This is a genomic window from Streptomyces kurssanovii (assembly GCF_040677245.1).
In the GTDB taxonomy this organism is placed as follows: Bacteria; Actinomycetota; Actinomycetes; order Streptomycetales; family Streptomycetaceae; genus Streptomyces; species Streptomyces kurssanovii.
The window spans coordinates 65,418-77,343 of record NZ_JBFAQK010000024.1 but is presented as its reverse complement, the minus strand read 5'-3'; the positions used below and the strand labels follow the sequence as shown (position 1 = coordinate 77,343).

Genomic DNA, 11,926 nt, shown 5'->3' with positions numbered 1-11,926 from the left:
TGCACTAGTGCATAATGTCTTTTGTGCTAGGAGAGTATCGGATCGTTGGGCGGCGTGCATCCGAGATTGCCGCGAGCATCGAGCGGGCAGTGGGCTCCGGAGAGCTCGAACCGGGCCGACTGCTGCCTCCGATGAGGGAGTTGGCCACGGAGCTGGGGGTGAACCCGAACACCGTCGCGGCCGCCTACCGGACCCTGCGCGAGCGCGGGGTGATCGAGACCGCCGGCCGCCGGGGCAGCCGGGTGCGCCCCCGCCCGGCCAGTACCGTGCGCGGATCGATCCGGGTCGACGCACCCCCCGGCGTGCGCGACCTCGGCGAGGGCAACCCGGACCTGGCGCTCCTGCCGCCGCTGCGTGAGGCGCTCGCCGCCGCGGCCGGACGGCACGCGGAGGAACCCGGACTGTACGGAAGGGCGCCGCTGGACCCCGAGTTCGTGCGCCTCGCACGCGCCTCGATGGACGCCGACGGGGTCCCCGCAGGGCCGCTCGCCGCGACGTCCGGATCGCTGGACGCCATCGAGCGGGTCCTCGCCGCGCATCTGCGGCCCGGCGACGCCGTCGCCGTGGAGGACCCGGGCTGGGGAAGTCTGCTCGATCTCGTCTCCGCGCTCGGCCTCAAGCCGCTGCCGGTCGCACTCGACGACGACGGCCCGCTGCCCGGGGACGTGGAGCGGGCGCTCGGTGCGGGAGCCCGGGCGATCGTCGTCACCGACCGGGCGCAGAACCCGACGGGCGCGGTCCTGAGCCGCGGGCGCGCGGACGAACTGCGTGCCTCGCTCGCACGGTTCCCGCGCACCCTGCTCATCGAGGACGACCACGGACACGCCATCGTGGACCAGCCGTTGCACCCCCTCGCGGGGCCGACGGACAGCTGGGTGTTCGTGCGTTCCGCGGCCAAGGCCTACGGGCCCGATCTGCGGGTCGCCGTCCTCACGGGCGACACCGTCACCATCGACCGCGTACAGGGACGGCTCGGCCTCGGGCCGGGCTGGGTAAGCCGGCTGCTGCAGCACACGGTCGCGCACCTGTGGGCGTCCGGGGCTGTCGACCCCGCCCTCGTGGCCCGCTCATACGGCGAACGGCGCGACGCTCTGATCGGCGCGCTGGCCAGGCGCGGCGTCGAGGCCCGCGGCCGGAGCGGGATGAACGTATGGGTGCCGGTCCGGGACGAGACGGGAGCGGTGGCCCGGCTTCTGCACGCCGGGTGGGCGGTGGCCCCCGGGGCGCGGTTCCGGATGTCGTCGCCGCCCGGGGTCCGTCTGACCGTCTCCGACCTGACGGCCGCCGACATCGAGCCGCTCGCCGACGCGGTGGCCTCGGCGGTCGGCCCGATGCCCGCCCGCAGCTACGGCTGATCCGGACGGTACCCGACGCCGGCGGTCCCGGCGCCGGCGTCGCGTACCGTCCGGCAGCGGTCCCGGCGCCGGCAGCGGGCCCGTTCGGCAGCGGCCCGGCCGTCCGAGGCCCGGGGCGGTCGGCGCCGGGCGGGCTCACGCCCGTTTCGGGGGTGACCCTTGCGGGCTCGGGTCGCTTCGGGGGCGGATACCCCCGTGCGGGCTCAGATCCGCTTCGGCCGGCTCTGCGTCAGCGCGGCACCCACCAGGACGATCAACGCGCCCACCGGGGTGTTCCAGGCCAGGTGCTCGTCGAGCAGCGCCACGCCGGCCGCCGTGGCGATGACCGGGATGAAGTACGTGACCATCTGCGCCGTCGTCGGCCCGACCTCCGCCACCAGCCCGTACTGGACGAGCAGCGCCAGTCCCGTGCCGAGGACGCCGAGCGCGATCACCGCGAGCAGGGGCACGAGCGGGAACGAGTCCGGCACCGTGGTGAACAGCGGCGTGACGACGGCGAGTTGAACGGTCGCCAGGCCCAGTTGGGCACCCGTCAGGGAGAGGTGGGAGTGGCTGGAGCCCGCCAGGGTGCGGCGTACGTAGATCCAGCCGATCGGATAGCTGAGCGAGGCGAGCAGTGCCATGGCCGTGCCGGAGAAGTCGAGCCCCGAGAAGCCCTGCCACGCGCCGAGGACGGTGAGGACGCCGAGGAACCCGATACCGAGACCCGCGACGCGGCGCCGGGTCGGCCGGTCCTCGGACAGTGCGACGAGGGAGAGCGCCATGCCCCACAGCGGCGAGGTGGCGTTGCAGATGCCGGCGAGCGTCGAGGGGATCGTGAGCTCGGAATAGGCGAAGAGCGAGAACGGCAGCGCGTTGAGCAGGAAGGCCGCGACCGTCAGATGACCCCAGGTGCGCAGGCCGCTCGGCAGCCGGTCACGGCGGACCGCCATCGCGACCGCGAGCACCGCCGTGCCGAAGAAGAGGCGGCCGAAGGTGACCTGGAACGGCGCGTACGCCCCCGTGCCCACCTTGATGAGAAGGAAGCTGAAGCCCCACACCGCGGAGAGCACCGCGAAGCGGATGCGCCAGTCGACGGCCCGTCGGGGCGGGCGGACGGCGGAGGTGGTCCCGGCGGGGGCGGCCCCCGGCGGGACCGGGGGAAGGGTGCGGGCGCGGGCCTCGTCGGCCTCGGTGGTTGCGCTGCTCATGGCCCCACGATCGCGCGTCGCACCTCTTAGGACAAGCGAGAATTTCTCGACCTCTTCGCTTAGCATCGCTTACATGTTGAACCTGGAGAGACTGCGCACCCTGGACGCCCTGGCCCGGCACGGCTCCGTCAGTGCCGCCGCCGACGGGCTGCACGTCACCACCTCGGCCGTCTCCCAGCAGATGGCGAAGCTGGAGCGGGAGGTCGGGCAGCAGCTGCTGGCGAAGAACGGGCGCGGCGTGCGCCTCACCGACGCCGGCAGGCTCCTCGCCGACCATGCCGCGCGCATCCTCTCCCAGGTCGAGCTCGCCCAGTCCGACATCGAGGCGCGGCGAGGTCAGGCGGTCGGCGAGGTCCGGATCGGGGCGTTCCCCACCGCGGCCCGCGGCCTCTTCCCGGTGGCCGTGTCCACCCTGCGCCGGGACCACCCGGAACTGCGGGTGCTCTCCACGGAGTTGGAGCCCGAAGCCGGTGTCAGGGCGGTCATCCGCGGGGACCTCGACCTCGCCGTTGTGCTCGACTGGAGCAACAAACGGCTTCCCGTCCCCGGCGGCCTGGCGCAGGCGCAACTGCTCGACGACGTGCCCGATGTCGCGATGCCCGCGAGTCATCCCCTGGCCGACCGCGCGGAGGTCGACCTGGAGGACTTCGCCGACGACGAGTGGGTGTCCTGGCCGGAGGGCGAGTTCTGCCACGAGTGGCTGATGTTCACCCTGCGCTCCAAGGGATTCGAGCCGCGGATCGGGCACAGGGCGGGCGAACACCACACCCAGCTCGCCCTGATCGCCGCCGGCCTCGGCGTCTGCGTGGCGCCCCGGCTCGGCCGGGGGCCCGTTCCCGTGGGTGTCGCGCTCGTCCCCGTACGGCAGCGGATGCGCCGCCACGTCTACGCGGTGTGGCGCACCGACGCCGACCGCAGGCCCTCCATCAGGGCGGCGGTGGAGGCGCTGCGCGCCGCCGCCGGGCCGGTCGAGGAGTCAGAGCGCTGACAGCTTGCGGAAGTCCCAGGAAGCGACCGCGTCCGGGGTGAGCCGCAGCCAGGCGTGCCGGCCGTCGTGGGGCATCGTGTCGAGGCCGAAGTTCTTCCGGGCGAACAGGGCTTCCGGTTCCGCCAGTTCGGGACAGTGCTCACCCGTCCGCGGGGCCTCGCCCACGAACTCGGCCGTGCCGGACAGCTCGACACCCCGCAGTTCCCCGTACTCCTCGCCGGCGTCGACGACCACGGCGAGCCGCGGATCGCGGCGCAGCTCCGCCCAGCGCCTGCTGCGGGTGAGGGAGTAGAGCCACAGCGATGTGCCGTCCCAGGCGAACCACAGCGCGCTGACGTGCGGACGCCCGTCGGGTGACACCGTGGCCACCCGGCAGGTCCGCTGCTCTGTCAGGAACGCGTCCAGCTCGGCGGGGGTCATCATGATGCGACGGCCCCGGCGCTGTATGGCGGTCATGTGCGGCCTCCCCGGCAACGGCTGACACGGCGGAACGCATTACTGACGGTCTGTCAGAAATGTTGTGCGTCAGCATGGAGGCTCTTCCCCTCGTACGCAACGGCGGCTACCGTCGCGCCTCCCGTGCCGAAGGGCCGGGACACCGAGGAGGAGCCGCGTGTCATCCTTCCATCAGCTCCTGGAGCAGCTCGAGGCGCCCACCACCGTGCTCCTCACCGTCGAATGCCAGCAGGGCGTCGTCGGCAAGGGCAGCGCACTGCCGGAACTCGCCGCGACGGCAAGTTCTTCCGGCGCCCTCCGCAACGTCGCCCGGCTGGTCGCCGCGGCCCATGACACCGGAGTGCAGGTGCTGCACGCGGTGGCCGAGCGGCGGCCCGACGGCAGAGGGTCCAACCGGAACGCACGGCTGTTCAGGGCCGCCGCCCGGCTGCCCGTCCAGCAGCACACCGGCTCCGCGGCGGTGCGTCTCGCTCCACCGATCGACGTGGCGCCCGAGGACATCGTCGTGCGAAGACTGCACGGCCTGTCGCCGCTGGCCGGCACGGACGTCGACCCGATCCTGCGCAACCTCGGCTGCCGCACCCTTGTCGTCACCGGGGTGTCGGCGAACGTGGCGGTGCCCAACGCGGTCTTCGACGCGGTGAACCTCGGCTACACCGCCGTCGTCGTGGCCGACGCCATCGCGGGAGTGCCCGCCGAGTACACGCCCGCGATGATCCGCAACACCTTGTCGCTGGTGGCGACGATCGCCACCACCGACGAGGTGGTCTCCTGCTGGAAAGGGCCGCGCCGCGTCACGCGAGCTTGATCGAGTCACCCTCCACCGTGATCGCGGCGGGCGGCAGCGGCTTCGTCGCGGGACCTGCCTTGACGCTGCCGTCCGTGGCGTCGAACCGGCTGTTGTGGCAGGGACAGTTGATGGTGCCGTCGGCGATGCCCGTCACCGCGCAGCCCTGATGCGTGCACTTGGACGAGAAGGCCTTGAACTCGCCCGCCACCGGCTGGGTGATCACCACGTCCCCGACGATCTTGCCGCCGCCCTCCGGGATGTCGGTGGTCTTGGCGATCACCGTGCCGCCCCCGGTGCCGCCTCCCGAGGCGGCGCCCTCGCCGGCCGGCTTGTCCGACACGGACTGCGCCGAGTCGTCCGAGCCGCCGCACGCCGTCAGGGCGACGGAGAGGCCGGCCCCGCCCACGGCGGCGACGACGGTGCGGCGCGCCACGGTCCGGGCGGTCCCCTGCGTTCCGGTCATGCTGGCTCCCTCGTCTCGTCCGGCCCCGTACCGGCCGGTTCGTGATGTTGTACGCGCCGAGGGGCCGCGGCGTTCAAGGAATCAGGAATTTCGACCGCTCGTCCTGCGATCCGGACTCCCTGCTCAGATGCCCGCCGGGGGAGCCGGTGCCGGCGAGCGGCCCGGCAGCCAGGCGGGCCTTCTGCGCGGTGCCGGGTCGGGGTCGGCGCAACCGGAGCCGGCCGGCGCGAGCAGATGGTGGCTCACGGCCGTGCGTACGGTGGCCGCCGTGGCTTCGGGGACGCGGTCGGAGACGGCGACACGGGCGAACGGTGACGCCGCCGGGCGCAGGTCGACGCGCGCCACGGGACCGCGACGCGGGCGGATCGCGACGAAGTCCCGCACGTCCGCCTGCTCGCGCACGCCGAGATACAACAGGTCACCGATCCACACGCCGCGGGAGGGCTCGCCTCGCACGGCGCGCCGCCAGTCGCGTTCCACCGTCACCTTCTCCACCGCCGCGAGCGGCACCCGGACGTCCGCGTGCCGTGCGGTGATCTTTTCCCACCAGGTCAGTTCGACGATCAGCTCCTCGCCTCTGACTGCTAGGCGGGCCATGGCGCTGCACCTCCTTTGAGGCGTGTCTTCGGGACGTGTTCTGTGTTCAGGGCCGCGGTTCAAGGCCGCAACCGTCGTATCAGGGCCGTACAGCCGTCCGTGCGGGCCTTCGTCGGCCGGACCGCCGGGGAACCGCCGGCCGGTCAGCGTGGAACGCGAGACTCGCTGCTGCCTTCGTCCGCCGGCGGCCCCAGCGGTTCGGGCTGGACGTGCGCGGACGAGCCGAGGAGGCGTGCTCCGTGCCGCTCCGAGCGGTGCCCGGACGTGTCGGTGATCTTCAGTCGGGGCGTCTGGGCCGCCCCCGGGGGCATGGGGACGGGCCGCCGCGCCAGGATGCGGCCCACCCATCGGCGGCCGCAGATCGGACACGGCGGTGCGCCCGCGGGCGTGTACGGGGAGGCCACCGGCATGCCGTCACGGGAGAAGTACTCCCACTGCCCGCCCTGGTCGTCGCGGTACTGCTGGACGTCGTAGTCGGCGCTCCACTCGTGCCAGCACCTGCCACAGGTGAACTCCACGCGCTCGACTGCCATCTCGGTGATCACGTCGTCCACCTCCATCCCGTCGGATGCGGCCTGCAGCTTCCATTTTAGGTGTCTCCGCAGGTTCAGGTGTCTCCGCAGGAGCAGCCTTGACAACACCCGACTCAAGTTTTATGTACATATTTGACGAGGAACAGCCCGGTTCCGTGCTGCTGCCGCCCCGCTGGGAAAGGAGGTGGGTGAGATGCCGGGGCCACCCCTCTCCCGTGACCATTACACGGTGCTCGGCGTCGAGCCGTCAGCGACGTCCCGCCAGATCACCACGGCGTACCGTCGGCAGGTCCGGGCCCTGCACCCGGACTCAGGCCCGGCCGGAGCGGCGCGGCTCGACGAGCTCGCCGCCGTCGTGGCGGCGTACGCGACCCTCCGCGATCCGGTGCTGCGGCAACGCTACGACGCGGAGCGCAACCGCGGCCGGACCTCCGGAGCCCGGCGGATCCCGGTGACCGTCGACCGGCCGTCCGGTCCTCCGACCCGTAGGCGAGCCGACGAACGCCTGTCGGCAGAGCCGCCGGCGGTCCTGGGAATCGGGCCGCGAGCCCCGAGCGTGCGCGCGGGCCCTGTCCGGGTACACGTCCCTCCGCAGGAGGCCCCGTACTCCTCGGATCCGCTGACCCTGCTGCTGCGGTGGGTCATGGACGTGGACCCGTGGCAGTGGCCATGAACCGCCGTCTCCGCGCGAGCGGTGGCGCGGTGCCGACCGCGGCCGGACCTCCGGCGCGGCGCGCCCCGGCGGGCGCGCCGACGAGCCCGTGCAGGAAGGAGAGCTGAGATGACCCGTGCAGTCGGTATCGACCTCGGTACGACCAACTCGGTGGTGTCCGTCCTCGAAGGCGGCGAGCCGACCGTCATCGCCAGTACGGAGGGGGCGCGGACCACGCCCTCGGTGGTCGCCTTCGCGAAGAGCGGCGAAGTGCTCGTCGGGGAGATCGCCAAGCGTCAGGCGGTGACCAACGTCGAACGCACCGCCCGCTCGGTCAAGCGGCACATGGGGGAGGCGCAGTGGCGCTTCCCGGACTCGGGCTCCATCGACGGCAAGCGCTACACCGCGCAGGAGATCTCCTCCCGGGTGCTGCAGAAGCTGAAGCGGGACGCGGAGGCCTATCTCGGCGAGGACGTGACCGACGCCGTGATCACCGTGCCCGCCTACTTCAACGACTCGCAGCGCACCGCCACCAAGGAGGCGGGGGAGATCGCCGGTCTCAATGTGCTGCGGATCATCAACGAGCCCACCGCCGCCGCGCTCGCGTACGGCCTGGACAAGGAGAACGACCAGACGGTCCTCGTCTTCGACCTCGGTGGCGGCACGTTCGACGTGTCGCTGCTGGACATCGGGGAGGGCCTGGTGGAGGTGAAGGCCACCAACGGTGACACCCACCTCGGCGGCGACGACTGGGACCAGCGCGTCGTCGACCATCTGGTCAAGCAGTTCAAGAACGGCTACGGCATCGACCTCGCTCAGGACAAGATGGCCCTGCAGCGGCTGCGGGAAGCCGCGGAGCGGGCCAAGGTCGAGCTCTCCTCCGCGACCGAGACGACGATCAACCTGCCCTACATCACGGCCTCCGCCGAGGGCCCGCTGCACCTGGACGAGAAGCTGACGCGCGCCCAGTTCCAGCAGTTGACCGCTGACCTGCTGGAGCGCTGCAAGGCCCCGTTCCACAACGCGATCAAGGACGCCGGCATCAGCGTCGACGACATCGACCACGTGATCCTGGTGGGTGGCTCGACCCGGATGCCCGCCGTCACCGAGCTCGTCAAGGAACTGACCGGCAAGGATCCGCACAAGGGTGTGAACCCGGACGAGGTCGTCGCCATCGGCGCCTCGCTCCAGGCCGGTGTGCTGCGGGGCGAGGTCAAGGACGTCCTGCTGCTGGACGTGACCCCGCTGTCCCTCGGTATTGAGACCAAGGGCGGCATCATGACGAAGCTCATCGAGCGCAACACCACGATCCCGACCAAGCGTTCCGAGGTCTTCACCACGGCCGAGGACAACCAGCCGTCCGTGCAGATCCAGGTCTTCCAGGGCGAGCGTGAGATCGCGGCGTACAACAAGAAGCTCGGGATGTTCGAGCTGACCGGTCTGCCGCCGGCCCCGCGCGGGGTGCCGCAGATCGAAGTCACGTTCGACATCGACGCCAACGGCATCATGCACGTGACCGCGAAGGACCTGGGCACGGGCAAGGAGCAGAAGATGACCGTCACCGGCGGCTCCGCCCTGCCCAAGCAGGACATCGACCGCATGATGCGCGAGGCCGAGCAGCACGCGGAGGACGACCGGCGCCGCAAGGAGGCGGCCGAGACCCGCAACCAGGCGGAGGGGCTGGTCTACAACACCGAGAAGCTGCTGCGCGACCAGGCGGACCAGGTCCCGCAGGACGCCAGGCAGGAGGTCGAGACCGCGATCGGCGACCTCAAGGAGAAGCTCAAGGGCGACGACACGACCGCGATCCGCGAGGCCACGGAGAAGGTCAGCGTGGCCGCCCAGAAGGTCGGCTCCGCCATCTACGCCCAGGCCCGGCCCGAGGGCGGGGCGGGCGCGACGGGCACGGGAGGGGCCACCGGTGGCCAGGCGAGCGGCGAGGGAGAGGGCGCGTCCGACGACGAGGTCGTCGACGCCGAGGTCGTCGACGAGGACAGGCGGCAGGGAGGCGAAGGATGAGCGTTCCGAACGATCGACGCGCTGACAGGAGGGAGCAGCGTCCGCCCGTGATCATCCGCGACCGACGCCGGATCGATCCGGTCACCCTGGAGCTGCGTGGGACCACCGGGTCACCTGGGCCCGCGACATCGGAGAACACCGACGCGGCGGCGCCGCGGACGGCCGGTGCGGGGGCGGGCCTGGAGGCCCGGCATCCGCATCCGCGCCCGGAGCCGGAGCCGGAGCACGGCCGGGCTGCGGGGCAGGGGCAGGGGCAGGGGCTTGGGCGTGGGCAGGATCAGGGGCGGGCGCAGGACCAGGCGCCGGAGCGGACGGCGGCGGCTGACGTGCCCGGCGGCGACGAACCACCGGAGATCGCGAAGCTGCGCTCACAACTGTCCGAACGGACCGCCGATCTGCAGCGGACGAAGGCCGAGTACGACAACTACCGCAAGCGCGTGCGACGCGACCGCATGGCGGTGCAGGAGATCGCCGTGTCCAACGTGCTCGGCGCTCTCCTGCCGGTCATGGACACCGTCGTCCAGGCGCGCGAGCACGGTGAGACGTCCAAGGGGTTCACGTGCGTCGCCGATCTCCTCGAGGCACGACTGGCCGCGCTCGGTCTGCAGTCCGTCGGCGAGGTGGGGGAGCCGTTCGATCCGACGGCCCATGAGGCGCTCGACTACACGGAGTCGGAGCAGCAGGAGCGGCCTGTCTGCAGCGCGGTGCTGCGGCCCGGTTACCGGGTCGGTGACCATCTCCTGCGGCCCGCACAGGTAGTCGTCACGGGTCCGCCGACCACGGGCTCGGTTCCGCAGACCACGGGCTCGGTTCCGCATACCATCGGCACGGTTCAGTCGACCATCGGCTCGGGCGGGGGCACCGGTTCGGGTGGGGTCGCCGCTGTAGGGGGCGGCTCGCCGGCCGCCGGCGAGCCGGGCTCGCGTCGGGAACGGCCGGACGGCGGGCCGGGGGAGGGCGGCGAGCGCGGGACCCGGTCCGAGGTCTGATCGGCGTCCGGCGTCCGGCGTCCCGATCCGCTCCGGTCCCCGGTACCGGCATCCGGCCCGCGCCGGTGCCCGCGCCCGCATCCGGAAAAGCAGGTGCGTGCGTCCACCGGCACTGCCAGGCTGCGCCGGTGGACCGTCAACAGATCTCGTGCCTCGCCCATGTCGATCACCCTGTAGCGTCCCCGCTGGACGACGACTCCGTACGCCTGCTGCTCCGGCACGGCATCCGACCCGGCGCCGAGCGCGTGCTGGACCTGGGCTGCGGCGGCGGGGAGTGGCTGCTGCGCGCCTTGGCCGCGCAGCCCCGTCTGAAGGGCGACGGCGTCGACGTCTCCGAACGCGCCCTGGCCCGAGCGAGAGAGACCGCGATCGAGCTCGGGGTCCACGAGCGCCTCACCCTCCATCACCACGACGCGGCCGGCTTCGACTCGCCGCACGCTTTCGATCTTGTGATCAGTACAGGGGCGGCGCACGCCTTCGGCGGGTTGCTCCCCACCCTCGCGGCGGCACGCACGCACCTGGCGCCCGGGGGCCGCGTCCTGATCGGGGACGGTTTCTGGGAGCGCGCGCCCTCACAGGAGGCCGTCGAGATGCTCGGGGACCTCACCGACCTGGCGACCACGGTGGAGCGGGTCGTCGACGACGGCTGGACACCGGTGCACGGACACGTGAGCACCCGTCAGGAGCTCGACGCCTACGAGTGGTCGTGGACGGGATCACTGGCCACCTGGGCTCTCGACCACCGTGACGATCCGGACAGTCCGCAGGCGCTCGCCGTGGCCACTGCCCACCGGTCCGATTGGCTGCGCGTCTACCGCGACAGCTGGGGCTTCGTCTCCCTGGTCCTGCGGCGCACGGCCGACTGAGCCGGGCCGGATCGCAAAACCCGGTTGGCGGACGAGGGCGACCACCGCTACATTTCCGGAGGCCGTGCGAGAGATCGAGGAGGTGGTACCCGTGAACGCAGTATCGACATGGGTGCTCCTCCCCGGGGTCACGGTCGGGCGATAGGCGGTCGTCCGGGAGCGCCGTTCCAGTGCACTCCCGAAAGGCACGACCATGCGTTTCACTTCCGAGCAGCGCCTCGACGACGGCGTCCTCGAACGCGAATTCACCCTCGGTGAGATCCCCGGCCTCCTGTGGACGCCCGCATCCGCCTCCGCGTCCGCACCGGCGCCGCTGATCCTGCTCGGCCACCCTCCCCTCGGGCTGCGCAAGATGTACCCCCGACTGGTGGCCCGGGCCCGGCACTCCGTAGCGGATGGCTTCGCCACGGCCACCATCGAACTTCCCGGAAGCGGTGACCGGCCCCGTTGGCCCGCCGCCGAGCAGGCCCGCGCCGACCTGCGCCGGGCGATGGAGGCCGGCGAGCCGGTCAGCGACGAGATCGTCGACGCCCTCGTCCTCCCGCTCGTCGACAAGGCGGTTCCGGAATGGCAGGCCGCCCTGGATGCCCTCCTTTCGCTGCCCGAGATCGGCGGCCCGGTCGGGTACTCGGGAGGCGTGATCTCCATCGGGACCCGGCTGGCGGTGGTCGAGCCGCGCATCGCGGCCGCCGTTCTGTTCGCCGGGAGTTTCGTCCCTCGCGCCATGTTCGAGGAGGCCCGCCAGGTCACCGTTCCGCTGCACGTGCTGCTGCAGTGGGACGACGAAGGGAACGACCGACAGACGGCCCTCGACCTGTTCGACGCCTTCGGCTCCAGGGAGAAGACCCTGCACGCCAACATGGGCGGACACACCGGCGTCCCGCAATTCGCCGCCGACTCCGCGGCCCGGTTCTTCACCCGACATCTGAAGTGAGGCCGATTCGCCGGACCAAGCAGCAGACGGTAGCTCATGTCGGCCGGCCTGCCGTTCATCGGGTCCTGGCCCTCCGCAGTTCCCCACACCGTGG

The 11,926-nt window shown here is 72.0% G+C and carries 13 protein-coding genes; 8 read left to right on the top strand and 5 right to left on the bottom strand.

All coding sequences use genetic code 11. From position 1 onward, the window contains the following. Window positions 1-23: 23 nt before the first annotated feature. The gene (locus tag AB0K36_RS18895) at window positions 24-1,355 is read left to right on the top strand and encodes an aminotransferase class I/II-fold pyridoxal phosphate-dependent enzyme (protein WP_364595402.1); all 1,332 of its coding nucleotides are present in this window, start codon (window positions 24-26) and stop codon (window positions 1,353-1,355) included. Between the two features lie 203 nt (window positions 1,356-1,558). Here AB0K36_RS18895 and AB0K36_RS18890 read toward each other — a convergent pair whose 3' ends face one another. Beyond that, window positions 1,559-2,545, bottom strand: a complete 987-nt coding sequence (locus tag AB0K36_RS18890) for a DMT family transporter (protein ID WP_364595399.1) — start codon at window positions 2,543-2,545, stop codon at window positions 1,559-1,561. 73 nt (window positions 2,546-2,618) lie between these two features. On the opposite strand from AB0K36_RS18890, the gene AB0K36_RS18885 reads away from it, so the two are divergent. Continuing rightward, entirely contained in the window at window positions 2,619-3,533 is a 915-nt protein-coding gene (locus AB0K36_RS18885) for a LysR family transcriptional regulator (protein ID WP_364595396.1), read from the top strand. Here the strand turns inward: AB0K36_RS18885 and AB0K36_RS18880 are convergent. Next, window positions 3,522-3,989, bottom strand: coding sequence for a pyridoxamine 5'-phosphate oxidase family protein (locus AB0K36_RS18880; protein WP_364595393.1), 468 nt, complete (start codon window positions 3,987-3,989; stop codon window positions 3,522-3,524). The genes AB0K36_RS18885 and AB0K36_RS18880 overlap by 12 nt on opposite strands. Before the next feature lie 157 nt (window positions 3,990-4,146). Between AB0K36_RS18880 and AB0K36_RS18875 the strand changes: the two genes are divergently transcribed. After that, on the top strand, window positions 4,147-4,797 hold the full coding sequence (locus AB0K36_RS18875; RefSeq protein ID WP_364595390.1) for a cysteine hydrolase family protein: 651 nt from the start codon (window positions 4,147-4,149) through the stop codon (window positions 4,795-4,797). Here the strand turns inward: AB0K36_RS18875 and AB0K36_RS18870 are convergent. The 3 genes from AB0K36_RS18870 to AB0K36_RS18860 all read right to left on the bottom strand — a co-directional run bounded on the left by AB0K36_RS18870 (window position 4,784) and on the right by AB0K36_RS18860 (window position 6,384). After that, complete coding sequence (locus AB0K36_RS18870; protein ID WP_364595387.1) at window positions 4,784-5,242, bottom strand: Rieske (2Fe-2S) protein; 459 nt, start codon at window positions 5,240-5,242, stop codon at window positions 4,784-4,786. The two genes, AB0K36_RS18875 and AB0K36_RS18870, sit on opposite strands and share 14 nt — an antisense overlap. A gap of 123 nt (window positions 5,243-5,365) precedes the next feature. Next, window positions 5,366-5,839, bottom strand: a complete 474-nt coding sequence (locus AB0K36_RS18865; protein ID WP_364595384.1) for a hypothetical protein — start codon at window positions 5,837-5,839, stop codon at window positions 5,366-5,368. Window positions 5,840-5,982: 143 nt separating this feature from the next. Beyond that, window positions 5,983-6,384 (bottom strand): hypothetical protein, encoded by a 402-nt coding sequence (locus AB0K36_RS18860; RefSeq protein ID WP_364595381.1) that lies wholly within the window; start codon window positions 6,382-6,384, stop codon window positions 5,983-5,985. Window positions 6,385-6,565: 181 nt separating this feature from the next. On the opposite strand from AB0K36_RS18860, the gene AB0K36_RS18855 reads away from it, so the two are divergent. The 5 genes from AB0K36_RS18855 to AB0K36_RS18835 all read left to right on the top strand — a co-directional run bounded on the left by AB0K36_RS18855 (window position 6,566) and on the right by AB0K36_RS18835 (window position 11,832). Further along, entirely contained in the window at window positions 6,566-7,045 is a 480-nt protein-coding gene (locus tag AB0K36_RS18855) for a J domain-containing protein (RefSeq protein ID WP_364595378.1), read from the top strand. A 108-nt stretch (window positions 7,046-7,153) separates the two neighbouring features. Further along, window positions 7,154-9,043, top strand: a complete 1,890-nt coding sequence (dnaK, locus tag AB0K36_RS18850; RefSeq protein WP_364595375.1) for a molecular chaperone DnaK — start codon at window positions 7,154-7,156, stop codon at window positions 9,041-9,043. A gap of 47 nt (window positions 9,044-9,090) precedes the next feature. Further along, entirely contained in the window at window positions 9,091-10,032 is a 942-nt protein-coding gene (grpE, locus tag AB0K36_RS18845) for a nucleotide exchange factor GrpE (RefSeq protein WP_364595372.1), read from the top strand. Window positions 10,033-10,160: 128 nt separating this feature from the next. After that, window positions 10,161-10,898, top strand: a complete 738-nt coding sequence (locus tag AB0K36_RS18840) for an SAM-dependent methyltransferase (RefSeq protein ID WP_364595369.1) — start codon at window positions 10,161-10,163, stop codon at window positions 10,896-10,898. 193 nt (window positions 10,899-11,091) lie between these two features. Next, window positions 11,092-11,832, top strand: a complete 741-nt coding sequence (locus AB0K36_RS18835) for a dienelactone hydrolase family protein (protein WP_364595366.1) — start codon at window positions 11,092-11,094, stop codon at window positions 11,830-11,832. Window positions 11,833-11,926 lie beyond the last annotated feature (94 nt).